The 26773-nt window shown below is 33.7% G+C and carries 27 protein-coding genes and 1 pseudogene; 17 read left to right on the top strand and 11 right to left on the bottom strand.

Annotated elements, in window-relative coordinates; genetic code table 11:
- The 4 genes from BM350_RS17835 to ycaC form a co-directional block, all read right to left on the bottom strand.
- A partial coding sequence (locus BM350_RS17835) for an amidohydrolase family protein (protein ID WP_139232929.1) occupies positions 1-1075 on the bottom strand: 1075 nt, incomplete at its 3' end.
- Positions 1076-1088: 13 nt separating this feature from the next.
- Entirely contained in the window at positions 1089-1682 is a 594-nt protein-coding gene (locus BM350_RS17830; RefSeq protein WP_090948289.1) for an antibiotic biosynthesis monooxygenase, read from the bottom strand.
- Positions 1679-2323 carry a hydrolase gene (locus BM350_RS17825; protein WP_090948288.1) on the bottom strand — a complete coding sequence of 215 codons (645 nt, stop codon included), beginning with the start codon at positions 2321-2323 and terminating at the stop codon, positions 1679-1681. Before BM350_RS17825 ends, BM350_RS17830 begins: the two co-directional genes overlap by 4 nt.
- A 147-nt stretch (positions 2324-2470) precedes the next feature.
- Positions 2471-3115, bottom strand: a complete 645-nt coding sequence (ycaC, locus tag BM350_RS17820; RefSeq protein WP_090917392.1) for an isochorismate family cysteine hydrolase YcaC — start codon at positions 3113-3115, stop codon at positions 2471-2473.
- Positions 3116-3601: 486 nt separating this feature from the next.
- Between ycaC and BM350_RS17815 the strand changes: the two genes are divergently transcribed.
- Positions 3602-4438 (top strand): alpha/beta fold hydrolase, encoded by an 837-nt coding sequence (locus BM350_RS17815; protein ID WP_090917390.1) that lies wholly within the window; start codon positions 3602-3604, stop codon positions 4436-4438.
- 247 nt (positions 4439-4685) lie between these two features.
- Positions 4686-4859: pseudogene (locus BM350_RS17810) on the top strand (IS4 family transposase); the annotation flags it as partial.
- A 634-nt stretch (positions 4860-5493) separates the two neighbouring features.
- Here the strand turns inward: BM350_RS17810 and BM350_RS17800 are convergent.
- Complete coding sequence (locus tag BM350_RS17800; RefSeq protein WP_090917384.1) at positions 5494-5937, bottom strand: Lrp/AsnC family transcriptional regulator; 444 nt, start codon at positions 5935-5937, stop codon at positions 5494-5496.
- A 148-nt stretch (positions 5938-6085) separates the two neighbouring features.
- Between BM350_RS17800 and BM350_RS17795 the strand changes: the two genes are divergently transcribed.
- The gene (locus BM350_RS17795; protein WP_090917382.1) at positions 6086-7390 is read left to right on the top strand and encodes an APC family permease; all 1305 of its coding nucleotides are present in this window, start codon (positions 6086-6088) and stop codon (positions 7388-7390) included.
- Positions 7391-7579: 189 nt separating this feature from the next.
- Entirely contained in the window at positions 7580-8260 is a 681-nt protein-coding gene (locus BM350_RS17790) for a DUF1349 domain-containing protein (protein ID WP_090917380.1), read from the top strand.
- A 108-nt stretch (positions 8261-8368) separates the two neighbouring features.
- Here BM350_RS17790 and BM350_RS17785 read toward each other — a convergent pair whose 3' ends face one another.
- A complete protein-coding gene (locus tag BM350_RS17785) occupies positions 8369-8776 on the bottom strand; it encodes a ribosomal maturation YjgA family protein (protein ID WP_090917379.1) in 408 nt (135 codons plus the stop codon).
- Between the two features lie 410 nt (positions 8777-9186).
- On the opposite strand from BM350_RS17785, the gene BM350_RS17780 reads away from it, so the two are divergent.
- On the top strand, positions 9187-10251 hold the full coding sequence (locus tag BM350_RS17780; RefSeq protein WP_090917377.1) for a DmpA family aminopeptidase: 1065 nt from the start codon (positions 9187-9189) through the stop codon (positions 10249-10251).
- Positions 10252-10342: 91 nt separating this feature from the next.
- Here BM350_RS17780 and BM350_RS17775 read toward each other — a convergent pair whose 3' ends face one another.
- The gene (locus BM350_RS17775; RefSeq protein ID WP_090917375.1) at positions 10343-10840 is read right to left on the bottom strand and encodes a CcdC protein domain-containing protein; all 498 of its coding nucleotides are present in this window, start codon (positions 10838-10840) and stop codon (positions 10343-10345) included.
- A gap of 310 nt (positions 10841-11150) precedes the next feature.
- Here BM350_RS17775 and BM350_RS17765 point away from each other — a divergent pair, with 310 nt between their 5' ends.
- From BM350_RS17765 to BM350_RS17745, 5 genes are all read left to right on the top strand, one after another.
- A complete protein-coding gene (locus BM350_RS17765; RefSeq protein ID WP_090917373.1) occupies positions 11151-11492 on the top strand; it encodes a class I SAM-dependent methyltransferase in 342 nt (113 codons plus the stop codon).
- Positions 11493-11531: 39 nt separating this feature from the next.
- Positions 11532-12428, top strand: a complete 897-nt coding sequence (locus tag BM350_RS17760) for a PhzF family phenazine biosynthesis protein (RefSeq protein ID WP_090917402.1) — start codon at positions 11532-11534, stop codon at positions 12426-12428.
- Between the two features lie 40 nt (positions 12429-12468).
- A complete protein-coding gene (locus BM350_RS17755; protein ID WP_090917371.1) occupies positions 12469-12975 on the top strand; it encodes an NUDIX hydrolase in 507 nt (168 codons plus the stop codon).
- Between the two features lie 33 nt (positions 12976-13008).
- A complete protein-coding gene (locus BM350_RS17750; RefSeq protein WP_090917369.1) occupies positions 13009-13428 on the top strand; it encodes a GNAT family N-acetyltransferase in 420 nt (139 codons plus the stop codon).
- A 304-nt stretch (positions 13429-13732) separates the two neighbouring features.
- Positions 13733-14284: a dihydrofolate reductase family protein gene (locus BM350_RS17745; RefSeq protein WP_003202991.1), complete on the top strand. Its 552-nt coding sequence runs from the start codon at positions 13733-13735 to the stop codon at positions 14282-14284.
- 348 nt (positions 14285-14632) lie between these two features.
- Here BM350_RS17745 and BM350_RS17740 read toward each other — a convergent pair whose 3' ends face one another.
- The gene (locus BM350_RS17740; protein WP_244548037.1) at positions 14633-15151 is read right to left on the bottom strand and encodes a hypothetical protein; all 519 of its coding nucleotides are present in this window, start codon (positions 15149-15151) and stop codon (positions 14633-14635) included.
- A 183-nt stretch (positions 15152-15334) separates the two neighbouring features.
- On the opposite strand from BM350_RS17740, the gene BM350_RS17735 reads away from it, so the two are divergent.
- The 4 genes from BM350_RS17735 to BM350_RS17720 all read left to right on the top strand — a co-directional run bounded on the left by BM350_RS17735 (position 15335) and on the right by BM350_RS17720 (position 19495).
- Complete coding sequence (locus tag BM350_RS17735) at positions 15335-16723, top strand: O-antigen ligase family protein (protein WP_090917368.1); 1389 nt, start codon at positions 15335-15337, stop codon at positions 16721-16723.
- A 397-nt stretch (positions 16724-17120) separates the two neighbouring features.
- Positions 17121-17579: a hypothetical protein gene (locus tag BM350_RS17730; protein ID WP_090917366.1), complete on the top strand. Its 459-nt coding sequence runs from the start codon at positions 17121-17123 to the stop codon at positions 17577-17579.
- 473 nt (positions 17580-18052) lie between these two features.
- On the top strand, positions 18053-18967 hold the full coding sequence (locus BM350_RS17725; RefSeq protein ID WP_090917364.1) for a DUF3994 domain-containing protein: 915 nt from the start codon (positions 18053-18055) through the stop codon (positions 18965-18967).
- A 174-nt stretch (positions 18968-19141) separates the two neighbouring features.
- On the top strand, positions 19142-19495 hold the full coding sequence (locus BM350_RS17720) for a hypothetical protein (RefSeq protein ID WP_090917362.1): 354 nt from the start codon (positions 19142-19144) through the stop codon (positions 19493-19495).
- Between the two features lie 57 nt (positions 19496-19552).
- On the opposite strand, the gene BM350_RS17715 is transcribed toward BM350_RS17720, so the two are convergent.
- Positions 19553-20629, bottom strand: a complete 1077-nt coding sequence (locus tag BM350_RS17715; RefSeq protein WP_090917360.1) for a hypothetical protein — start codon at positions 20627-20629, stop codon at positions 19553-19555.
- A gap of 883 nt (positions 20630-21512) precedes the next feature.
- Here BM350_RS17715 and BM350_RS17710 point away from each other — a divergent pair.
- The 3 genes from BM350_RS17710 (at position 21513) to vanY (ending at position 24265) form a co-directional block, all read left to right on the top strand.
- Positions 21513-22211, top strand: a complete 699-nt coding sequence (locus BM350_RS17710; protein WP_090917358.1) for a response regulator transcription factor — start codon at positions 21513-21515, stop codon at positions 22209-22211.
- Positions 22204-23322: a HAMP domain-containing sensor histidine kinase gene (locus BM350_RS17705; protein WP_090917356.1), complete on the top strand. Its 1119-nt coding sequence runs from the start codon at positions 22204-22206 to the stop codon at positions 23320-23322. The genes BM350_RS17710 and BM350_RS17705 overlap by 8 nt, the downstream gene beginning before the upstream one ends.
- A gap of 82 nt (positions 23323-23404) precedes the next feature.
- Positions 23405-24265 carry a VanY-A/VanY-F/VanY-M family D-Ala-D-Ala carboxypeptidase gene (vanY, locus tag BM350_RS17700; protein ID WP_090917355.1) on the top strand — a complete coding sequence of 287 codons (861 nt, stop codon included), beginning with the start codon at positions 23405-23407 and terminating at the stop codon, positions 24263-24265.
- Positions 24266-25021: 756 nt separating this feature from the next.
- Here vanY and BM350_RS17690 read toward each other — a convergent pair.
- Together BM350_RS17690 and BM350_RS17685 are read right to left on the bottom strand one after the other, a co-directional pair.
- Positions 25022-25465, bottom strand: a complete 444-nt coding sequence (locus BM350_RS17690; protein WP_090917352.1) for an aminoacyl-tRNA deacylase — start codon at positions 25463-25465, stop codon at positions 25022-25024.
- A 73-nt stretch (positions 25466-25538) separates the two neighbouring features.
- The gene (locus BM350_RS17685; protein WP_090917350.1) at positions 25539-26771 is read right to left on the bottom strand and encodes an MFS transporter; all 1233 of its coding nucleotides are present in this window, start codon (positions 26769-26771) and stop codon (positions 25539-25541) included.
- Positions 26772-26773: the final 2 nt, after the last annotated feature.

The raw sequence follows: 26773 nt of genomic DNA, 5'->3' as shown, positions 1-26773 counted from the left end.
TGACTTCCTCAAAAACATTTAAGAAACGTGTTATTGATTCGTCATAAGTTGCATGTAAACGGAATGGCCAACGGTTTTCCACCAATAGAGAAATTACTTTCTTTAAGTCAGCTTCCATCACCGTAGCTAGTTCGGGCCGCGGCATTTGAAATTTTTCAAAATCGGCTGCCGAGAATACTAACATTTCTCCGGCACCATTCATTTTATACTTATCATTTCCTTGACCCGGAGAAACAATTTTTGCCCATGAAGCAAAGTCTTCATATTCATGATTTGGATTTTGCGTAAATAGATTATACGCAATACGCAAAGTTAATTGATCCTTCTCGGCTAAATGTTCAACAACTTTGTAATCATCAGGATAATTTTGGAATCCACCACCTGCGTCAATGGCACTTGTGATACCTAATCTATTTAATTCGCGCATAAAATGGCGAGTTGAGTTAATCTGGTCGTCAAAATCAAGTACTGGAGCTCTACCCAAACTTGAATAAAGAATAGAAGCGTTAGGATTGGCAATTAAAAGACCCGTTGGATTACCTCGTTTATCCCGCTCAATTAAACAGCCCGGAGGGTCTGGAGTATCTTTTGTGTATCCCAGTGCACGCAGCCCTGCACGATTTACAAGTGCTCTATCGTAAAGATGTAGCACAAAGACAGGCGTGTATTCAGAAACAGCATTAATCTCTTCCAAAGTTGGCATCCGTCTCTCTTTAAATTGAAATTCAGACCAACCTCCAACTACTCTTACCCACTGAGGAGCAGGTGTACGCCTTGCCTGCTCTCTAAGCATTTCCAGAGCAATAGCAAGTGATGGCACACCTTCCCAGCGCAATTCCATATTATAATGAAGACCGCCACGAATAACGTGTATATGAGAGTCATTCAAGCCCGGAATAGCTCTCTTTCTTTTAAGGTCTATTTTTTGGGTTTTTTCTGTGGCACTATCAAGAAGTTCATCTCCACCTACTGCAGTGACTAAACCTTCAGTTATGGCGATAGCCGATACCTCAGGTTGAGATGGGTCAAGGGTAGTGATTTTTCCGTTATATAAGATCATATCCGGTAAATTCATGTTCACACCTCGTCTACTTCCTATTATTCTGTAACCATGGATGAAATATTTTACCGAGAATCGGCATTACTACCCATGATAGCAAGGACACTATACATACAGAAACAAAAAAAGCTGAAATAATAGGATTCATATTTTTTATAATAGGTCCTATCACTTTAGGAACCAACATGCTAAGAGGCCATACACCAAGAACGGTAACAATAGACATTTTCCATTTTGGCGGTGGAACTGGCGTTTTAGGAGTAACAAACCAATAAGCCAAACTGCTTTCAGTTTTGTAAGTTGGATTAGTAGCTTGAAATTGTTCTGCCTTTTTTAACAAATCTCGACGAATATCTGATTCTTGCCAAGTATGTAGATGCTCATACGTATCAAAGCGAAAAATAACAGTATACCCTCTGGATCCGTTATTGGGGACTATTAGATTTACGCCTAAATGCCCTGGGAATTTAGTAGCGGCAGCTTCGATTTCATGTCTCCATGTTTCAAACTGTTTTTCTCTACCTTCTTGAATTTCCCATGTAACAATCGTTGTTACTGGACCGCCAGCATTCATCGTGTTCCTTGTATGAGTTTCTCCGGCAGTTACTCTTTCTTGTTTCATATTTTCCTGCTTGGAAGCGCGCCATGTACCATAGTATATGCGTATTCCACGCCTTGACCATAAGCGCCAGTGTGTTCTTTTACAATTTCCATAACAGCATCATAAGTGTCTTTGCGTGCCCAGTCACGTTGGTATTCAAGTAAAACTTGAATTGCTGTCACTGGAATTGCTCCAGCTTGTTCTACACGACGCATAGCAGCGTTATGTGCTGTCAAACTAGTACCACCTGAAGCATCATCAACTGCATAAACCTCATAGCCAGCTTTAATTGCTTCAAGCACAGGGAATGCAAGGCAAACTTCAGTCCAAAGTGCTGCAAATATTAATTTCTTTCTACCTGTTGCTTTAACTGCCTCAACAAATTTTGGATCTTCCCAAGAGTTCATTGAACTACGTTCTATAATTTCATGGTTTGGGAATATGTCAAGAATTTGTGGCCAAAAATAACCAGAAAAGCTGCGTGTTTCAACTGTAGTAAGAATAGTAGGTACGTTAAAAGTTTTTGCTGATTTAGCAAGCAGCATAACGTTATTAATCAATGTTTGTCTGTCAATGCTTGCAACTCCAAAAGTCATTTGAGGCTGAAAATCGATCAAAATTAATGCACTGTTCTCCGGAGTTAACAATTCTAAATTACTCATAATAAAACTCTCCTTTTTTAAAATTGTTTCAAATAAAGTTTTTTGAAACAATTATATTTTCTATTAGTTTTAGCTGTAATCGTAAAAATAAAAGCTTTGCTATACTTCTTAATTTAAAAAGGAGCGCTGATTTAGCCAGCGCTAAATTTATGCATTTTGTTTACTAAGATCTCGCTGAGCTCCTATATAGCTTCCAATTATATTTTGATAACCTGGAAGATTACTAGCAAGCAAATTGCCAAAACCTTCGACATCGTTGCGCCAATCGCGCTGTAATTCGCACGCTACGCTAAACCAGTTCATAAGTTGCACGCCACTATGTGCCATACGCGTATTGGCAGCATCTGCAACTTGTTTACTGAAAGTTCCTGAAGCATCAGTAACAGCAAATACTTCATACCCAGCTTTTATAGCGGAAAGTGCCGGGAAAGCAACGCAAACATCCGTAACTACGCCCGCGATGATAAGTTGTTTTTTTCCAGTTTCTTCGATTGCTTTTACAAAATCATCATTATCCCATGCGTTAATTTGTCCAGGTCGAGCTATTTTTGGTGCGTGAGGAAATAGATCAACCAATTCTTGCATTAAAGGTCCGTTAGGTCCGTGTTCAAAGCTTGTTGTTAAAATAACTGGTAAATCAAAAAACTTAGTAGTGTGAGCAAGAGCTAAAACATTGTTCTTGAATTCATTAACACCATAGTCACGTACTAGTCCGGACATAAGGCCAGTTTGATGATCCACTAAAAGAACGACAGCATCATCTTTGTTAATACGAGAATAGAGATCAGACATTATGTATTCCTCCTAAAAATTAAGTAATCGAAGAAAGTTTAAACAGTGGAATATTATCATAAATTCCTAGTTTCGTTATATTAGTTATAGCAGCATTCACAGAACATGAAGCGCTATACAAATTTATAGTATTTGAAAACCAATTCATTAATCAATTCTAAATTATCTATAATTTTCATAGATGGTAACTATAGTTATTTTTACCATAAAATTGATTGGTTTTACCTATACATTCTATAGATAGAACAATATTGATAGTCACCTATTTTTGTTATTAGAATTGAATATGAGGAATGTTCAGCAATTATTTCATGATGAAAAAGGTATTAGATGGGGAATTGTTACAAAAACAGAAAATGAATTCAGCGGAACAATAGAGTTTCATGCTTAGAGTCCACAACATAGACGTGCATAAATAGGTTACGAGATTCATCCGGATTATTGAAGAAAAGGATATATATTAGAATATTTTTTGGAGGTAGAAGAATGGCAAAAATTACTGTAGGAACCGAAAATCAAGCACCCATTGAGCTATATTATGAGGATCATGGCACAGGGAAGCCAGTAGTATTCATTCACGGTTGGCCATTAAGTGGTCGATCTTGGGAATACCAAGTTCTTGCTCTCGTTGAGGCTGGATACAGAGTCATAACTTATGACCGTCGAGGGTTCGGGAAATCTTCTCAGCCATGGAACGGTTATGACTATGATACGTTTGCTACTGATTTACATCTGTTACTAGAGCATATGGATCTCCAAGATGTCACACTGGTCGGATTTTCAATGGGTGGTGGAGAAGTAGCTCGCTATATCGGAAACTATGGAACAAATAGAGTAGAGAAGGCTGTATTTGCAGGAGCTGTACCACCATTTCTTTACAAGTCAGCAGATCATCCTGAGGGAGTATTAGATGATGCAGCAATTCAAGAGTTTGAAAATGGAGTAAAAAATGATCGCCTAGCATTTCTTGATGAGTTTACGAAAGGATTTTTTACTGCTGGAGATCGAACTGACTTAGTCAGTGAACCATTTCGACTTTACAATAGGGATATTGCAGCGGGTGCATCGCCTAAAGGAACACTAGATTGTATCGCTGCTTTCAGCAAAACGGACTTCAGAGAAGATTTAGCCAAGTTTAATATACCTACCCTTGTTATTCATGGTGATTCAGATGCAACTGTTCCATTTGAATATAGTGGAAAGCTAACGCATGAAGCAATTCCTAATTCTAAGGTAGCTTTAATAAAGGGTGGTCCACATGGGTTTAATGCAACACATGCCAAAGAATTTAATGAAGCACTGCTATCATTTTTAAAGGGCTGATTACAAATGAATATTTTTTAACTGATAGAAAAGGGGCATTTTTCTTTCTCTGAAAAGGTTGTTGATAAGCGATTAGTTACACCCGATTCTCAAATGTTAATAGGTTGCAAATATACACTTTTATGAGGAAAATGATACCTTGGAAGGGGGGACACACATCCATCAACTTAAGAATTTTATAAAGCTCCCAAAATGAAAAAATACGCTATTCTTTCTGTAGAATCATAGGGAAGGATGGCGTTTTTGTATGTCTATTTCTGTATCTGATGAATTACAACTATTTGCTCAAGAAATTCAAAGCTTCTTATCCCCAAATATCTTACGAGATCTTGCTAGAGATGTTGGTTTTGTGCAGCGAACTAGTAAGTACCAAGCAAAAGATTTAGTCGCTTTATGTGTATGGATGAGCTCAAATGTTGCTACACAACAGTAAATATTGGATGTGGTCCCACCTACATTTTAACGAAAATATACACTAAGCAATTTATCAATCTTAATTAGAATTAGAAACATTCGTTAGGACTATATGCTTCTAAATTTTAAAATGGAGAATATAAACTTTTATAAACTGAGAAGTATGATGATAATAACCTTTAGCCATAATTACGACTAAAGGTTTTTTTAGTATAAAAAATGAAACAAATATAAAATTACAAGGAGACAATTTTATGGAAAATAATAAAAATGGAATACTCGCTTTGATTGTTTTTGCTTTAGGTTTAGCATTTTTTGTTGGTGGCATGGTTTATTCATTATGGGGATCATTTTGAATACTTAAATGCTTACATTGTCGGTTTGAAACAAAGATGCACGGTTTGTAAGAAAGTCGTACTGTTTATAAAAAAGATGAACTGAAATAACTTATTTAAGTGGCGAAGGGATTTCATTTCATCCTTTTTATTGAACTAATGGAGCAGGATAGTTGTAGAATATTGGTTAAAAAATATCAACAGTTTTTTCGTTTTGAGGAGAAATACATTTCTTAACTTGTTAATCGTTCGTTCAATAATAAAAAACTGAATCTATAGAGTGGTGACTTTCAATTTAAGTGAAACTTAGTAACCATTAACAGGGAGCAAAGGGCGATACATAATAGGTGATGAAAGTACTACAGATGTGTTTAATTGTCCGAAAGGAATAAGTCGATCTACGAGGGCTGTTACATCTTTCATTGAAGCGACTGCTACCTTCATAAAATAGCTATTTGTTCCTGTCACCCTATGACACTCTAGAATATCCATTTCCTCTTTAATTATCTCCTCAAATCGGTGGCACTCTATTTTTAAGTTTCCTATTTGAATGATTACAAGTGTACTTTTTCCAATTTCCTCATGAGAAATACGTGCTGTAAAACCTTGAATGACCCCATTTTCTTGTAATCGCCGTAATCGCTCATTTACACTAGGACGACTAAGATTCAATTTTTTCGATAACTGAATAATTGTTATTCGTCCATCCTCCTGAAGGAGTTCTAATATTTTTCGGTCAATGTTATCCAAAGTTATCCTCTCCTTTTCCTAATTGTAAATAATTATATTGTTATTTATTCAAAACATAAAGTTTCAACAGTCTGAAATATTCAATGGTTTATATAAAATAAGTAAATAACCTTCTATAATACAGTTATACATAAATAGTAAGGAGAGGATGATTTTGTCACAATCATTGAAGCAAACCATTTCAGTTCCACAAGGAATCGCCTTATATGTCGGAGCTGTTTTAGGATCAGGAATTTTAATATTGCCTGGTATGACAGCTGGTATCGCGGGAGCAAACGCATTAATTTCATGGACCATGATGATACTTCTTAGTATTCCATTAGCCTGTACATTTGCCTTTCTCTCAATTGATTTCCCAAGTTCAGGAGGAATATTGACTTTTGCAAATAAAGCTTTTGGGCATTATGTAGGTGCTCTCTCTGGATGGTTTTTTTTCATTGCAGGAAGTGTAGGGCAAATCATTGTCTCATTAACAGGTGGGACTTACATAGCTTTTGCATTTAACTTGCCACATTTTGCTGCCTATGTCATTGCAAGCGTATTGCTCATCATTGCGGTTATCGGAAACTATGTGGGATTACAAACAAGTGGGAAAGTTCAATTAGGTTTGGCCGGGCTTACATTTTTTATTTTATTGAGTACATCAGTGTTAGCTTTTCCAGTTATTAACCTTGAGAGTATAACACTCCATATTACAAAGAACAGCCTCATTCCAATTGGTCAAGCTGCAATGCTTATTTTTTGGTCATTTTTTGGATGGGAAGCTATCTCCAGCTTAGCACCAGAATTTAAAAACCCAAGAAAACAAAACATTATGCGATCTACATGGGGAGCTATTGTTATAATCGGTGTTTTGTACTTTGGTATTATTTTGGCTGTGATTGGTACGGAATCCTATTCAACAGGAGAACAAACTGTTAATCAGGCTATGAATAATGCAGCACTAGCCCAAGTTGTGGAAAAAGTTGCAGGGGTAAATGGTGTCTGGGTAACAGCAATTCTCGCTTTTATTATATGTTTAGGCACAAACAACGCGTTTATTGCGAGTATGAGTCGGTTAGGTTATTCCTTATCTCATGAACACCTAGCACCGTCATGGTTGGATCACATTAACGAAAAATATTTAACCCCTAGTCGTGCGGTTTTATTAGTAGGATCGATTGCAGCAATGGGTTTATTGTTAAGTTTTATCTTTGACATTGGATTAGAACAGTTAGTATTTATTCCTAACTCATTAGCAATCGCCACTTATGTTGTTGGCACAGCAGCTGGAGTTAAGTTGATTACAAATGTCTTGGGTAAGGTGTTAGCTGTGATAGCTTGTATACTTTGTCTTGCAGCTTATCCTTTCATCGGTTCTTTTATCGCGATTCCAATCATTGTAGCCGTTTCATGTATTGTATATATCACTTGGAGAGAAAAAAGGAAGAAATATTGTGAAGAAGAAGCGTAGTTCCTTTCATTTCATTTTTAAGAACGTTTGAACTTAGCTACACGAAAGTTCAGTTTATTTCCATCCTTAAGTTGATGGGCATGAGTAGAAGAACAAGAAAGAAATTATGAGACATTTTATGTTTATTGGAATATTTGATAAAATTATTATTATGGTAATAATTGAGAAGAATTTAGGGGGATATATTAGATGAATTCATTAGCATTATATGAATCGTTTCGAAGTGATACGATTCATTCGGATTTAAAGTGGTATTGTCAACCAGAGAATTGGAACATAAAAAAGGAAAATGCTGGCCTTATCATTGAACCTAATGAGATGACTGATTATTGGCAAAAAACTCACTATGGTTTTGCTATTGACAATGGGCATTTTCTTTATACAGAGATGAATGAGGATGTCATTATTACGACTAGAGTACGATCATACCCTGTGCATCAATATGATCAAGCGGGACTAATGGTTCGCTTTTCTAAAGATTGTTGGATCAAAACATCTATTGAATACGAACCAAATGGTTCATGTAAACTTGGAGCAGTTGTTACAAATCACGGATACTCAGATTGGTCTACTCAAAATTATACTCAGGGGCTATTAGATTTATATTTTCGTATTCGTAGGGAATCTGGAGATTATATCGTCGAATTTTTGGAAGTTGAAGAAGATAAAACATTTTCAATAAGTGAACTGATGGAACGCGAGTGGACTCAACTACGTATTGCGAGATTAATGGAGGATACTGAGGGACAAGTATTTCAATGCGGAGTATATGCTTGTAGTCCACAAGGAAAAGGTTTTGTAGCCGAATTTGACTTTTTATCTATCGAAAAAGGAGTTTTGGTACAAAAACATAACAAAAAACGAGATTAATGAGCGATAGACAAGTAATGGATGTTTTCAAGAAATATGGGCCAATACATAGAAACTCTAAGTTTTTACGTATTGGCTATGTGTAAGAATTCGATTCTAGAAGCTAGTTTAATTGAGATTGCTAGGTTTTCGAATCCATACAAATAACATTTCGCTTATCACACCTATTCCAATGCCTATCGCATAAGCCAATAAGTCACTCCATAAAAAGCCATAACCTAATATCAATCCACCTAAAGTTGTTTCGCGAATATGATCAATCCAACCAGCATGATACAATTGGCTGAACTCAATGATATAACAAAACGATATGGCAAGTAACGCAATAACTTTTGTTTGAACGCTTTTAAAAATAAATCCAAAACTAATAAAAATCATTAACGCCCACAGGGTATCTCCTAAGTATGTATTCAAAATATGTGGTAACACATGAGCAATTTTTCTTGAGCATAGTCCTAATACAATTACAATGATGGTCATCATTGCGTACAGTAATCGATTACGTTTATATGTCATATATAAATTTCTCCTCAAAGTATTTTTTCAAAAATGAATAGATGAATGATTTATATTTTTTACTTATACATTAAAAAGGTGTCACGTGTTGTAAATATGTTCTTTTTATGAATACAGTCTCATGTAGCTATTCAATTGTAGTTTATATCATTCCTGGAATGAGAGGATTTTTATATATTATAAGATGAATAACAATAAAAGGAAATGTTCAATCGTTGTTTCTATATAGTGGATTAGCGGTGTGGAATGTGTTGCTTCGTTATTTTTTTTGTGGTTTGGACATACCTTCTTTATTGAAAGAATTAGCAACAAGTTTCTTTAGGGTCTGTCCTAAAGAATATTTTTCGTAAAAATAGAACCAACTATAATCTGATTTGAACACATTTGTTTGGAAAAATGGAGGCTTATTTATGTTTAGTCAAAAAAGAATAAGAGATTATGGTGTGAAAATAGGACGCTTAGAAACAGGCTACTATAACTCTATTACAGATGTTGAAGGAGTTACTGTTGGGCATGTAACTCTTAGTGATAAGGATATACAAACAGGTGTCACAGCTATTCTTCCTCATCAAGGCAATATATTTAAGGAAAAACTAATTGCCTCAAGCTATGTAATTAATGGGTTTGGCAAGACTATGGGGACCATACAAATCAATGAGTTAGGTACATTAGAATCTCCCATAATTTTAACGAATACATTAAGTATCGGAACAGCTGCAGATGCATTAATTGAATATATGCTAGAACATAATCCAGAAATAGGACGAACGACTGGGACTGTTAATCCAATCGTATGTGAATGCAACGACATGCTATTAAACGATGTTCGAGCTAGATTTATAACTAAAGAACATGTTATTCAAGCATTAAACAATGCCTCATCCGAAGTTCAAGAAGGCACTGTTGGAGCAGGTACTGGAATGCTGTGTTATTCATTAAAAGGTGGTATTGGTACTGCCTCCAGATTAATGAGAATGGAACATGGAACTTATACGATGGGTGTTTTAGTGTTGTCTAACTTTGGAATCTTGAGTGATTTAAAAGTGAATGGAAAAGCTGTTGGAGAAGAATTGAGAGATGCTATTCTTCAGTCACGTGAGGAACAAGATAAGGGTTCAATTATTATAATTGTTGGAACAGATCTTCCCGTATCAGAAAGGCAGCTAAACCGGATTATAAAAAGAACTATAACAGGCTTATCACGTACTGGTTCTATCATTACAACTGGAAGTGGTGAGGTGGTAATTGGTTTTTCAACAGCTACAAAAATATCCCATGAAAAAACTGCACATTGCATTTCGGTTCCAATGATTCATGAAGAAGATATAGATTTAGCATTTCGAGCTATTGGCGAGGCTACTGAAGAGGCTGTTTTGAACTCATTAGTGACTGCCACACATGTTATTGGACGAAATGGAAATGAAAGACCCGCTTTTAAAGATTTATTAGAAAAATACAATATTCAATTAACATAGAAAGTGTAAATGATTTTTTATAAGTGATATTTCTTCCTAACAAGCCAAGCGATAACACTGATTCTGGGACTTTTCATTTCCAGAATCAGTGTTATCGGAAGTCAATGTTATCGTTAGTTCGGATTCGATTTTTGTATAGTTGACGAAATTTAATGAAAGAGATAATCCTCCAAGGTAAGATATATCCCAGCGCTACAGTCATAAATAGTGCTACTTCTGTTTCTGGACCTAGCCATTTTAAATAATCACGAAATAAAAATCGGACAATAAATACGATAAGAAAGGTAATGATAAAGCTCTTGTTTCTTACAGCATAAATATGCTGATCTGATCGGAGTTCATAGTTAGTGGTCCAAATAAGTGGAATTGACAAAAGGAATCCAAAGATAACTGCACAAATCCATTCCCAGGCAGCGGCATGTGCATTTGGATTCAGAATTGTGAAAAGACTAGGTAATAGTAGAAATAATATGGGTAAAAGAAGACGGATTCCATTTCCTTTAATTGGACGATACATTGCCCTAGTTCTCCACCATAAGACCAACGCAGTAATTATGATTACAATAGAGTAAAATGAAGAAGCATTCATAATCTCACCTCTATGCGTAGTGTATTTCAATTATTTATATGGGAATTACAAATGATTGATACTGTCAATATTACGAAAATCATTCAAGTACCATTTTATCTGTTGGAAAACCTATAGAAAACAATGATATACATTTTAAAAACACCGATGAGAATAAAAAGATTCGTATAATTAATGAGATTTTTAACAACAAGAAATTGAAATTATTAGATAAAATATTTAATGATAATTATGATAGGATTAAACATTCTCAACAAGATGAAAAAAATAGAAGCGTCTATATTACATAATAATGAAGGGAATGCAAGAGATGAATCACCAAAAAGAATACTGGAATGAAGTAGCGAATGAAAAACAATTTACTACACCTTTTCAATTTGATTGGTTTTCAAAATATGTGAACAAAGAAGCGGCCATATTAGATTATGGATGTGGATATGGAAGAACGTTACTTGAGTTGAAACAAAATCAATTCATGAATTTGTACGGTGTATTTGAGTTAGCTGATGGTGCAGTTTTACGTCATCATCATGAGGAACGAGTAAAAGAATGGACAAGCAATTTTCAGCAGTTAGAATATGAAAAAGTAGAATATGTGACGATGAATGGCAACCGCTCTAATGGATTAGTATATATGGGAAGTTTGAAGTAATAAATTTTTTGAATCTTATGTGACGAAGGGATGAATCCATTGCATACAGTAAAAGTTTATCATTATGATGCATTTAGCAATAAAACAAATAAGGGAAATCCAGCAGGAGTTGTTTTACATGCTGACAAATTAACAGATGATGAGATGCAAAATATAACTTATAAAGTAGGATTTAACGAGACTGCCTTTTTAATGCAATCAAGCGTAGCGGATTGGAGAATTCGTTATTTTACGCCAGGGTATGAAATGGATCTTTGTGGTCACGGAACTGTAGCTGCCATTTACGCATTGCAAACTAGAGGCTTCATAAAAGAGACAGGAAACTTTACAATTGAAACGAAAGCAGGAATTTTACCAATACAAGTGAAGCTAAATTCTGATAGAAGACCATACATAATGATGAAACAAGCAAATCCACAGTTTCAAAAGTTTGATGGTTCAAGAGAAGAGTTAGCTGCTTCCATAGGTTTACATGAGAATGATTTAGAAGAAAACTTACCAATTGTATATGGAAGTACAGGGAATTGGACTCTATTAGTTCCAGTGAAAAAGCTTGCGTCGTTTAAAGAGATGAAACCTAACAACAAGTTATTCCCATCTATCTTAAAAGAAATGCCCCGGGCTTCGGTTCACCCTTTCTGTTTCGAAACATACGACTCAAATGCTCACATGCATGCACGTCATTTTTCATCAGCATATGCGGGTACAATAGAAGACCCAGTAACGGGCACAGCTTCCGGCGTTATGGGGGCATATTACGTTACGTTTATCGATAAGGAATGTAAAGAGGAAAAAGAGTTCTTAATAGAGCAAGGGCACGAAATGGGGAAAGATGGACGAGTGAGAGTAGTGGTGAGAAAAGAATGGAATGGTATTTTAGAAGTTGAGATTTCGGGAAGTGCGGTGTATGTGGACGGGTTTGAAGTTACTTTATAAAAATGTTTGGCAATTGTTAACGGATGGAGGTATTTAGATTTTGAATGCATTATTAGGAATTTCAGAAATTATTGATGAAAACAAAGTTAAGATCAACTACAGAGAAGCTGTTAGAGCTATTATTATTCAAAACAATAAGATTCTTCTCGTTCATTCTAACTTGGGGGATTATATATTTCCTGGAGGTGGAATTGAAAAGAATGAAAGCCATGCAGAAGGATTAATGAGAGAGGTAGCTGAAGAGACAGGCTATCTTAACTGTGCAATTAGAAATAAAATGGGTGTGGTCGTTGAAAGATATATAGATGAATATGATGAAAATGCTATATTTCAAATGACATCACATTATTATTTTTGTGAAGTGGATGGTGAGAAAACCACTCAAAAATTAGAAGACTATGAGCTTGAACAAGAATTTACACCACAATGGGTGAGGCTTAATGATGCGATTAATCAAAATGAAAAAATCATTAATCAATGTGAACGTAATTGGTGGATACATCGAGAAAATTTTGTTTTAAAAGAACTGAATAAAATTAAAAATTGAATTCATTATGTAAAAGAAAGTGAGAGTGGAAATTTGAATATTAGAGTAGCAAATAATTTAGATTACCCTGCTTTAAGGTTGATATATTTAGAATCACGTCGTAAAAGTTTCCATTGGGCGGATATAGAGGAAATGACTCTAGAAGATTTTGATAAGGATACTGTAGGAGAATTTATTATTTTAGCAGAAGAGAATAATCGTATTCTTGGATTTGCTTCTTTATATTTGCCAGAAAACTTTATACATAATTTATTTGTTCATCCTAATTTTTTCGGTAAGGGTGTTGGTGGAGCGTTGATTCATGCCTCCATAGAAAAAATGAATAAACCGTTAAGATTGAAGTGCGTATCTAAAAATGAAAAAGCAATGAAATTCTATGAAAATAAAGGTTGGAAGAAAGTTGTTGAAGAAGGAGAAACGGGAGAAAGATATTGGGTTATGGTATTTGAATGAAATATATATAAAAGAGCCTTAAAAGTTATCTTTAGGTTAGGTAAGTGTATCGTTTGATATTAAAAGGATCACAACATTTTAGACATATCTAAAATGTTGTGGTTGTAAAATGACAATAAAATTGTTGAATTTCCAAAGGAGTCGTTACATTTACAATAAAGTTATTTAAAAATGTCAGTGATGGTATTCAATTAACGAAATAAAGTTTATTCAGTTAACTGAGCAGTTTGATTAATACATAAAGGAAATTAAGCTGGTTTCATAGAATTAATTAGGCAATTCATTATCTTGGAGGAATGACTGAATGGCTGAATTGATTTATCATGTTGCGGTTTCACTGGACAATTTTATTGCGGATCAAGGTATGATAGAAGGAAATATTAATAATTCTCTCTTTTTATTTGAGGGGGATCATGTCCCAGACTTTTTAGCAGATATTCAGGAATACGATGCCGTGTTGATGGGGGGGAAAACATATGAGTTTGGGTTTCAATTCGGTGCTAAACCTGGTGAACCTGGATATAAGGGCATAAAACATTACATATTTTCAAACTCCATACAGTTTGAGGCAAACGAGGAAGTTGAACTTATTAAAGGAGATGCTATAGGGTTTATTAAGAACCTCAAAAAACAATATAACGGTAAAATTTGGTTGTGTGGAGGCGGAGAATTGGCTGGGTCGTTGTTTAAACATAAACTTATTGATCAATTAGTATTAAAGGTTAATCCAATTATAGTCGGTGAAGGTATTTCTCTATTTGGTAGCGTAAAACCACGTCTTAAATTAAAGTTAGTGGACATGAAACAGTATTCTAATGGAGTTATCAAACCTACTTACAATATTATTTATACTTAGAATTATCATGGAGAACTACTTTTTTAAATTAATTTTAAAAAATAAAATTTCATCCAATTGTTCCACTATTGCAGAAGAATACTTAACTTATTAAAAAACTTTATTGTTGCTGATTTTTTAAAAATTAGAGAAGGATAAATAAAATTAAACAATTATTCTAAACATCGTTCGATTGTTCGGACGGTGTTATGCGTGTTTATAGCGTAGAAATTAAAAAACTTTATTATCATTACACAGTGGTCCGATTTGTTTTCTATTTTTATTAACGCACACGTTTGTTTAAGTGAATTTATTCACAAACTTTACCCTTTATTTAATTTTTTATCAAAAAGGAGAAACTGCAATGCTCTATTTTAAAACTGTCTCGGCTGGGGTAAATGCTTCCCATTGATTATATTTCGTTGTTATTGATGAAATAAACCAATACTCTCTAAATGGTTCTAGATTCTTTTCCACGGTTATAATCTTCTGCCCACTACCAAAATCTGCATATGAGATCTCTAAATCATATTTAACGGTATACCGCATTCTGGATTCGCTAAGCTTTTCTACTTTGGTAAAACGAAAATTACTAACCCAAGGGCTTGACTGACCTGTCACCCAGTGAGTTTGCTCAAATTTTATCCTTGATTCTTTCTGAAGCGAAGGGGACAACATCGCATATTGAACAGCACCGCTTCGATTATTCACGCCTAATATCCACAATTCAACGGCTTGTTTCGGTTCGCCTACGTGCAAACCAGTCATAAAAGACATTAACTGGCTTTCTAAAGGATTGAGTTGTTTTGTGGCACTTATGTTAAATACAAATGAAATTGGAAAAATAGTATAAATAATGGTAGTATATGGTTGTTGTGCCCGAGTCAATGAATTTACCATCTAGTTGCAGAGTACCGAAAAAAAGTGAAGCAAACAAAAAATAACTCCAAAATCAACTGTTATTGTATATTTTGGAGTTACTTAATGTTTACTTATAATGAGTATTTGAGACGAGTGAAAGGTTTATTGTAAGTTGTATAAAGTGAGATATGATAATTATGGGGGTTTGGGATGTTAGAGAATAATAGTTTAAGTAATAAATTTGAAAATTTTTTATTGATTTTCATTATGTTACAACCGATTTTAGATTTACTCACATCATTCTGTATTATGGTTTTAAAAATTGATACAACAATTGGAGTTATTACGCGTTTATTTGTAATGGCTCTTGGTGGAATCTATATTTTGCTTCAAGCAAGAGAAAAAGAGAATCGTAAATATATCATATACTTAATAGTAGTTGGGATTGTTTGTGCGGCAGGTTTTGTAAATAATAAATTTGTCAAAAGCCCTATCATATTGGGGGAAGAAATTAAATTTATAGCAAAATCTTTATACCCACTCATTATGCTTACTTGTTACATCTTTGTGTTTAAATCATTAAAAAATAAAATAAATACGTATTCAAAAATGCGTATTTATATCGTATATTCAACATTAATTATAAATGCAATCATGGTTATTTCGATTGCAACAGGAACGGATTATAATAGTTACACGTCTATGAAAATCGGTTCACGCGGTTGGTTCTATGCAGGGAATGAATTAGGTTCCATTTTAGCAGTGGTATGCCCAATTGTTGTTCTATACTCAATTGAAAAAACAACAAGTATAGCAAAGAGTTATTTTTGGATTCCTTCTCTTTTAATGATTTTGTCATTATTTTCTATTGGTACAAAGGTGGGAGTTGGGGCCATTTTTGGTACAATAATTGTTGCTGTGTTTATGTGTTATGTTCAAGCATTTTTACAGCGTAAAGATAGAAAAAAGAAACCATATTTACTGAACGGTATCATTGCAACTGTTGTTTTTGCTGGAGTATTAGCGTATACACCGTTTTCTCCATTCCTCAAAAATATGGGGTTTCATTTCCAATTTCTTGAGAATAAACAAGAGATGAAAGAGGCAGAGGAAAAGAAAGAAGGTAAACAACACCATAAACCTCCTGTTACACAAGAGGAAAAAGAAATAAAGAAGAAAGAGGAAACACAAGCGCTTATTTTCAGTGGACGTGAGGTATTTGAGAAAACGTATAAAGACTACTATACAGAAGCTCCAACACCTCAAAAATTATTAGGCATGGGATATGCTGGAAATTTCAAAGAGAATCCGGGTCCGAAGCTAATTGAAAGAGATTTCCATGATTGGTTCTATGCATTTGGAATTATCGGTTTTGCTCTACTTTTAATTCCATTTTTATACTTTGGTGTAAAAATTCTTTTCGTGCTAATAACTAGGTTTAGAGAGGTATTTACAGTAAAATACGGATTATTAGCAACCTCGCTAGCATTAAGTTTAGGTATTGCGTTTATAGCAGGTCATGTATTAACAGCTCCTGGAGTAAGTATTTATTTTGTTGTAATTTTTGCATATTTAATTGTGGATTTAGAAATTGAATGATAGAAAAATAAATGAAACTCAAGTCATTGAATTTAAGGCTAAATAATTCATAATACAAAAAAAGATAGAGTAGTAGAATCTTCTACTTCGTCTATCTTTTTTGTTCATAAATATAAAAAACGATTAAGCGGAATGTACCTTTTATTTCACTATATTATAATAAGGGAGATAAAATATATAAATACAAATTAAAAACCGACATAAAACCCCTCTTTTTAGGTGGGCGAGAGCATCTGGCCATGCATAGAAGCGGTCAGAGCCTTTTCCTGCCATATGCGAAGTTCAAACAAAGAGAGAGAAAAATAGCAGGTTATGTTTTGTTCAGCATGGCGGCGACTTGTGTGTTGGAAAGTCAAGTTGGATTTATATATATATACCTTCTGTAGGAGGAAAAGTTATGGGAGTACATGATGTATTATTTAAGAGCGAAAAATTGGAAGAATTTATACTGAACGAAAGTACTGAAATAATGGGGAATTTGAATAACAAAGAAAAATTTATAAGTAGTTTTATTTGTTATTTTATGGAAGTGTATAGGGGTTCAGAATGTGACTACGTGGAGCTATTTGATGTTGACGGACCAGACTATATAAATGTTGAATTTATAGATCGTAAAGTAATTGTGACTGCTACCTTGTTTGCAGGGTTGTCTATATGGCTGAATAAAAAAGCTTTAGGGAAAGTAACAGCCACTATTGAGGGTGTTTATTCATTTATTCTTATTGATAAAGATAGTAACATAATTATTTTAGATGAAAAGTTAGAGTTAGATGGTACTTCTTTTGCTATTACAAATTTTAAAGTAGAAAAATTGCAAAGTATTGATCAATATTTTGATGATTATACAATTTTATGAGTCAAATTGATCAATAGTTTTCGATGTAAATCTATTCTGCACGATTTTAACTGACTGTATATTTGTCCACGTTTAATGGTTGAATTTTAAAATTAGTCAAATCATATGAACGTACTTAGCTAATTCAACTCAAAGGAAGTATTTAATAGATGTTTCTTTCCCTTTTCAATAGTTCTTTTTTAAAATTACCCTGACTTATGGGACAGCCTCATTGTTAGAATTACTAAACGAAAAAGATCTAAAATCCATCTGAATCGTATAAGCAAGTGAAGATGTCAGATGTGAAACGGATTCATCATATGAACAGTTGGTAGTTCTTACAAATCAGTTAAGCTGTGCCTAACAATTGAGGTGCACTTCTTGCTCGTTACGTGCTTGAAGATGGGGACTTCTTTTGAGAAGACGTTAAATACGAAAAAGAGTAATGGTTCGTTCTAACATTTCATACAGTAGAAAAGGGGTATGAACGAAACATGAAAATGAAAAAAGCATTAGCAGTTGTGATTCCTTTAATGTTATTAGGTGGTTGTGGGGTAAATAAAGTATCAACAGAAAAACAGAATAAAACTGCCGAAACACAACGGTCAATCAAAAAGGAAAAGGTTTCAAAAGAGGATTACCCAAAAAAGATAGCTGATTTATGTAAGGAGTTTAACAAAATATTTGCGGACTTTACAAAGTTAGCAGCAAAAGAGAATAAAAGTAGTAAAGAAAAAGAGGAGTTTTATAAAAAACTAGATGAACTTCAAAAAGTAGTAGATAAGTTTTTAGCAATTGAAGCTCCGAGTGAATATAAAGAAACGCAAGAGAACGTTGAAAAATCAATGGGTCATTTTGAAAAAGCATTTAAACTTTGCAAAGAAGCTTACTCTAAACGAGATAAGAGTCTTGCGGACAAAGCAAAAGACGAAATGTATGAAGCTGATAAGTATTGGGATAAATTCTTTAACAATATTGCAGGTGAAGTAAAAATAGGGGACGGTACTATATCTGCAAAGGACTTAAATGATTTGGATAAAGCAGCCGGAATAGATTTGACAACAGTAAGAAAGAACTTGTCAAAAGACGGTAAAGAATTAGTAGGTACTTGGGGTTTTGAAAAAGATGGTAATCTCACTGTTTCTCTTATATTGAAGGAAGATGGAACATTTGAGTGTTATGTGAAAGGTACGTATCCGAATAAAACAGATTACTTCAAAGGTACTTGGGATTATAATATTAATGGATATAAGTTAGCTCTTCATATTAAAGAAGCATATGAAGGTGGTCAATTGCTAGAGGACGCAAGAAAAGAAATACCGTATACAATTCGGTACTTTGACAAAGATAAGGTCCAATTATTTGATACGGAATCATTTCAAACAATTCGATATTTCAAACAGAAATAAAGCAGTAAGAACAAGTTTAGGGGCTGGATTGTAATTAATCTAGTCCTTTAATTTTTGATTTGTCGAAATAATTCTTTGTGTTGTATTTTGTTTTTAGTAAGTCGTTATATATTATATGAATAACAATATGGTATGAATTGAAAAACAAGAAAACATATAAGGGAGGTGAATCTATTGAAGACGCACAGTAAGATTCAGAGTGTGTTAGAAGCATTCGAAAAAGGAAATAAAAGCGAAGTAGTAAGTGCGGTTGAAAAGTTAAGTCCTGAAGATATGCAAGAATTGGCGAAGTTTGCGAAAAGTTATAAAAAAGTCAGTGAGGGCATGCAAAATCTTACCGCAGGGGTCTTATCACCTTTTGTAGAAGGGGAAGGAAATATTACTCCAAGACATGATAAAGAGATAACGTGTGTTGAAAAAAGAATAAGCGATGAAGAACAAAAAGAACTGTCAGACGAATATGGAGAGCGAGTAAGTACTCATCATGAGGATTTTATTCAGTATAGAGGAAAAAAGAAGCTATTTTGATTAATCTATTTTCAAAATGGCTTCTTTTTGTATTTCTAAGAACAAAATTTAAAAACTTTAATTTTTATACGGATCTTCAACTAAATATTTTTTTACAATGGCTTCAATATCCTCTCTTGTTTGCAATGTGTCAAAAGGAAAATGTTTTGCATAGAATGATTTTCCCGTATTGATAAGCTCCATACTAATTGTTTTGTTAGGTTTTTCTGCTTGCAATAAAGAAACTACTTTATAGATGTCGTCGATTAACTGTGGATTTTTCTTATATTGCAACGAGTTATTTTTAAATTCTAAAGTAGCTTCGTAAACTTTGCATTCTCCATTTTCTATATGAGTACAGGAAATTTTTTTGAACGCTACATGTCCATTTTCAACTTCTTTGATTTTGTCATGGATCTGTGTACGAATTAAATATGTCCAGTACTCTTCTGAGACATTTTTCATTACAGATAACAATTGGTCTTTCGATGTGATTTGCTGTATATTTTCTAAATGCAATCCATGCGACTTATCTTTGCTATCAAGTATTTCAATTTTTGTTATTTGTTTGTTATTGCCTTGAACAAGTTGTAAGAGAGCAAATAGTCGTTCGAGTTCTTTAGTTTCAAATTGACTATAATCAATCTTAGGGATCGCTTTTAAAGTTAATAGCAATTCATTTGTTGGTCTTTCTTCATCAATCTTTCTATCTTCAAAATTAATGCCCTCATTCTTAATCTCACTATCATCAATAATATATTGAATTACATTTTCATCAGATACTGTGGTGTATCCTAACGTTTCAATTTCTTTTAAAAGAGGTTTAAATTCTTTATACGCTTCATATGTCTTTCTACCATATTCATATTCATCACCTATTATTGTAGAAAAAAAGAAACCGGTCACTTCTACACGAAACTGAATGTTCTTGTTATCTTTTACTTGAACCGTGTGCCAAGTGTGTCCTAAATTCGCTTCATTTATGTCGCCCTGTTTTGTTACGATAACATCAATGCCGTATTTGTCTTTTATGTATTCTTGTATAACTTTGTCCCCTTTACTTGCAGAAGAAAAATATAAAAAACTCACTATAGTAGCAAAGAAAATGAAAGCAAATAGAGTTATAATAGAAATCACAATCTTTTTTATATTCATAATCCTCCTCCCTGTTATATTTTAACATACAGATAGTCATCCTTTTTTATATTATATGTGTTCCCGCCATCTCTCTCTCAAGCTAGAAAAGCAATAATTTTGTACATTTTTACTCCGGAGATGTCAATTTTACTGTTTTGGGGTATTTCTTTTCACTAGCTTGATGGCATATGTTGTGACCCCTGTAAGTGTTTTAAACGGTAAAGAACAGCTGTTTTCGGCACTACACTACATTTATAAAAAGATGCGATGCTTTATCTTTTCAATTAAAGAATTCTAAATGTGTTTTGATTAAACTTTTTTATAAAACTAAATATTCATTTAAAAAGTAACGAATCTATTTTGATTAGACTTTTTTTATGGATTTATTTTTATTTTCTGTAGAATAAGGATCTGTAAGTTGTTTTTAATCCCTTAAATGTGTTGTTCCAGAATCGTGCATGTTGCTTACTTAACTATCAAATGCTTGCCGACAGCCATTTCCCGTCTATACTCAAAACAAATTGGTTCATTCATACATTTGCTTGATACTTATTGGTTCGTTGCACAAAACTAATATTTCTAGCAAGATCTCGTCAGATATAGAAACAGACAGATAAAAAGCGCCATCCTTTCTAATCTAGCTTGTTTAGAAAAAATAAAGGTTTTTAAGTACTTTTGGGTATTAAAATATCTTAAGCTGAAGGGCATTTATGATGAGATCACTAAACTGGAAGTCAGATTCCCTAGTACTATGATCTAGTTTTACACGTATCTCGACTGTATCTCCCTATTGTAAAAGCAGAGTGGACTAGTATAAAATCGGGTGTATGAAAATATATAATGAGCAAATTTTTTAGAGCGCTAATAGAATAGAAACGAAATGATATAGGAGTGGAGTAAAATGAATCGAATTTCAATTTTAATAGCTGACGATGAGATAGAAGTTGCTGATTTAATTGCGATACATTTAGAAAAAGAAGACTACCATGTTATTAAAGTAGCTGATGGAAAAGAAGCTATTCGTGTTATTCACTCTCAACCAATTGATTTGGTGATTTTAGATATTATGATGCCTAAAATGGACGGTTATGAAGTAACGCGTCAAATTCGTGCACAATATCATATGCCCATCATTTTTTTAAGTGCAAAAACATCTGATTTTGATAAGGTGACAGGACTTGTAATAGGTGCAGATGATTATATGACGAAACCTTTCACTCCGATTGAATTAGTTGCCCGTGTAAATGCGCAATTACGCCGATTTTTAATGTTAAATCAACCGAAAGCAGAGGACAATAAATCAGTTTTAGAAATTGGTGGAGTAGTCATTTATCCTGAACAACGGACAGTTAGTGTATATGAAGAACCAATTGAATTAACTCCAAAGGAATTTGATATTTTATATTTATTAGCAAGTCATCCGAAGAAAGTATACAGTGTGGAAAATATCTTTCAACAAGTATGGGCAGAAGATTATTACGAAGGTAGAAACACAGTAATGGTACATATACGTACCTTAAGGAAAAAACTTGGAGAAGATAAAAGAAAGAATAAATTGATAAAAACGGTTTGGGGGGTAGGTTATACTTTCAATGACTAAAATGATAAGAAGCTTTCGTTCAAAAATGATCGCACTATTTGCGTTAAGTATGATACTAGCTGGTAGCGTAACGTATATGATCTACAAAGGGCTACAACTCTACTATAAAAAAGTGGTTCGTTATGAGGATCCTTTAGCTCAATTCCGTTCAACGATAAGAGAAATTGGAGACATTAATTTCTTTTTAATTATATTTATTCCTTTATCTATTTTGTTTTTCTTCTTTCTTACCAGACCATATTTGAAGTATTTTCATGAAATCTCTAATGGGATTCATCATCTTGCTAACGGTGATTTTACAAACCGAGTTCTTATTTCATCGAATGACGAGTTTGGGGATATCGCACACGAAATTAACCTAGCAAGTGAAAAGTTAAAAGAAGCGGTAGCAAGAGGAGATTTTGCAGAAAGCAGTAAAGATCAGTTAGTTGTCAATCTGGCTCACGATTTAAGAACACCATTAACATCTGTTTTGGGTTATTTAGATTTAATTCTTAAAGATGAGAATTTGACGAGGGAACAAATTAAACATTTTTCTACTATTGCTTTTACGAAATCTCAACGACTTGAGAGCTTGATTGATGAATTATTTGAAATAACAAGAATGAACTATGGCATGCTGAAGCTGGAAAAGAGACCAATTGATATAAGTGAATTACTTATACAGTTAGATGAAGAATTATATCCGTTATTAGAGAAACAAGACTTAGTAGCCAGAATGAATGTGAATCCTCACTTAACTATTAATGGAGATGGGAAATTATTAGCAAGAGTATTTGAAAATCTTTTAACGAATGCAATTCGCTACGGATATGATGGACAATTTGTTGATATCAACGGGTATATTGATAATGGAAAAGTTGTTGTACAAATTATTAATTATGGAGATAGCATTCCAAAGGAAGATTTACCGTATCTTTTTGATATGTTTTATACAGGAGACAAAGCAAGAACTCAACAGCAGGATAGTACGGGCCTTGGGTTATTTATTGCGAAAAATATTGTGGAACAGCATAATGGGACGATTTCTGCAGAAAGTAATGTAATAAGAACAATATTTGAAGTGAGGTTACCGAAAGACGATGACGTGGAATCTCATTTAATAATTTAATAAAAATTTAAAGTTTACCCCACTATTTATTTAAATAGTTTTTTCTATCCTATACGTAAGTTAGGTCAAGGAGGAACTAGGAATGAAAAAGTGGGTATTTATTTCTCTTTTTATATTGTGCACAGTATGTGTCGGTATTTATATTGCACCATTATTTCAAAATGGAGTAGATGTTAAAATCGCAGAAAAAGGTGATAAGGCAAACTCTACAAATACTGAAAAGAAAGAGATTACAAAAGAACAAATTTATAAGGGTGATTTATTATTAGTCAATAAAGATTATCCTGTTCAGAAAGATAGCATAAGGTCTGATATTATAAATGTATTTCAAAATACGGAATTAGTAAGAGGATATGTAGTGCATGATAGAAATCTTCGTTTATCAAAGGATATTTTGAGGAATTTTTTGAAGATTGTAGATGCTGCAGAAAAAGAAGGGGTTCATTATTTTTTGATCAGTAGCGGTTATCGGGATTTTAAAGAACAAAGGAATCTATATGAAAAAATGGGTTCTGATTATGCATTGCCAGCAGGATATAGTGAACATAATTTAGGGCTATCACTTGATGTAGGGTCTACTCAAATGAAAATGGAGAAAGCCCCTGAAGGAAAATGGATTGAAGACAATGTATGGAAATACGGTTTTGTTTTACGCTATCCGAAAAATAAAAGTAATATTACAGGAATTCAATATGAGCCATGGCATATACGTTACGTCGGTTTGCCTCATAGTGCAATCATGCAAAAAAAGAAATTTACTTTAGAAGAATACTTAGATTTCTTGAAGGAAAAAAAGGAGATTTCAACTAATGTTGGGGGAGAAAAGTATAAGGTTTCTTATTATAAAGTTTCAAAAAATACGACCATTAATGTCCCGGTAAATCAGCATTATGAAATTTCAGGGAACAATATGGACGGAGTAATTGTGACGGTTCATAAATAGTAGTTTATACTTTATAAATCAGGCCTATATCATTAACTTTAAAAAATTTGAGTGTCAGGGCTTTTTTATTTTATCTTTAAGCATTAAAACTTTATGACGAAGTAGAGAGGATGCTTAAGTTGATGGGCATGGGTGTACAGACTACTTATATTTAACATACTTATGAATTCTATATAGCTATATTATGAATGGAGAGGTGAAAATTTTGGGAAAGAAACGAATCGCATTTTTATTTTTATGTTTTCTGTTCTTTTAGTAGTGTTTTTTTACCCAAAAGGCTACAGTGGTAAATATGTACGATGGGGTGACACTGTAGATTCTGTTAATACAGGTATTCTTGAAAAAAATCATATTCCATATAAAATTAAAGACAATAAAGTGTATATTCCTGAAGATGCCTTTAATAAGGCGATAATGTGTTGTTCTTAAGTGTAAATAATACTTAGCTGTTTTCAGGGTATGGAAGAAATCTCCAATAGTTTTCGATGTAATAAAAACGAAATAAGTTAGATTCGTTTTTACTATGTGTATTTTCTATTAAAAAAGTGATTCATATAAAAAATATTTACCAAACCAATCTAAATAATAGAAAATGAATACTAAAAAATCTTTTTAAAGAGAAAAAGAAGATAACTACCTATTGTAAATAGATGTTCATCTTCTTTTCGTTTCTATAATTCTGATAAATCCACTTGTTACTTTATTAGATGGTATGGGAACAGTACTGAAAAAAGGTGAACTTCTTGAGTCACTACCTTAATCGAGAAAAGCAGTAACTTGATTTATGTTTTCTAACGCATTTGGGTCAATCTTCAACGTTGATGTTGGTTCGCCTGTACCTCCGTAAATAAATGGATAGCACATAAGTCCTCTATCTAAGATACAAGGTAGTGGAAGAACTAAAGATACGCTGCCAACATTGTATCCAGTTATTTGCTTAATTTCTTGCGGAGTCGCCATTTTCAATTGATTGCATCTTAAAATTCCCGATACTTCTTGTAAATTTACACGTCCGCGAGCTCCAGAAACAATAACCGCAAAAAAATCTTTTTCTGACTTGATCACTAATGTTGCAGCCGTTTGACCAATCTCAATTCCGAAATAATCTGCACCTTCTTGGGCGGTACGTATTTGTTTTTCGTGATGAATAATATCAAATGGAACTTCATGTTCTAGCAAAGTCATTTTTAAATTATTCATTGGTAAAAATCCCCCTTAGTGTAAATATATTTCCTAATAAAATTATACTATCTTTTGGATAACATAAAGAAAACTACGTGTTAGTAACGCTATCATTCTCCTCATCTAAAAAGGAAAAGAAGGGAAGTAACATACCAAATAAAGCAGGAATCATAATAAAGCTACCAATCATGATATACAAAAAACGGATACCTGATATTTCGACAATTTGCCCTGCAAATAAAATCCCTAAAGGCATAGTTGCTCGGATCAAGAAGAGTCGAACAGAAAATATTTGTCCCATAAGATGAGAAGGAACGATTTTTTGAAGAAGACTCGTTTGATAAATATTGAAAAACGGGAAACAAATACCTCCAAGAATTTCGCATAAAACAGCAAGAGGAAAGGAGGTTACAAAACCAAGTAAGAAAAAGGATAACCCGCCCATAAGTAGACCAGAAAGCATAACATATCTTTGCGGCCATGTATTTCCCCATTTTCCGACTAGAAAAGAACCAATTACATAACCGAAAGGAAAACTCCCCATAAAAATACCATATGAAAAAGATGTTCCGCTTAATTCTTCTATTATATATGGAACGTTGATTACCATTGTTACCCCAACGCTAAATTGAACTAAAGAAGTAAAGAAGCCAAGCCATATAAGCGTACGTTGCTTGAAAAAATATTGATATCCAGAAATGATTTGTTTTAACCAAGTCACCTTTTTACTATCGTGTGTAACGGAAGGCTCATGAAGATAAGCAAGGCTACTTGCACTTATAAGAAATAAAACTCCTACCATTATATAAGTAGATGAAGCTCCTATGTAAGCAATGATGAGCCCTCCTAGTGTAGGAGCTAAGAAGCTCATTGTTCGGACTGTACCGTCAAGCCAAGCATTTGCTTGTGTCAGTTTATTATGTTCGACAATTGTAGGAAGCAGGGCTGACGCAGCAGGAACATATAGAGGTTGCAGAATTCCAAGTACGATTTGAATAATGAACAAACTCCATATCTCAATCTGACCTGAAAACATAAGAAGAACGGGTATAAAAAACACCATTCCTCTTAAAATTTGAGCCCACAGCATAATATATTTACGACTTATCCTGTCAATGAACGGGCCGATAAACAGCTGAAGAATTAAAGACGGGATAAAATACGTTAGCCATAGCGTTCCCATAGCGGACTTTGACCCGGTCAATTCATACAATAATAACGAATTACATAGAGCGCCTATCGCTCCTCCTAGTTCAGAAATGGTTTCCCCGAGCCATAAACATAAAAAAGAACGGTTGGTAAATACATGTTGATTTTCCTTCATTT

The organism is Bacillus sp. 103mf (assembly GCF_900116295.1).
In the GTDB taxonomy this organism is placed as follows: Bacteria; Bacillota; Bacilli; order Bacillales; family Bacillaceae_G; genus Bacillus_A; species Bacillus_A bruguierae.
This window is presented reverse-complemented; position numbering and strand designations above follow the sequence as displayed.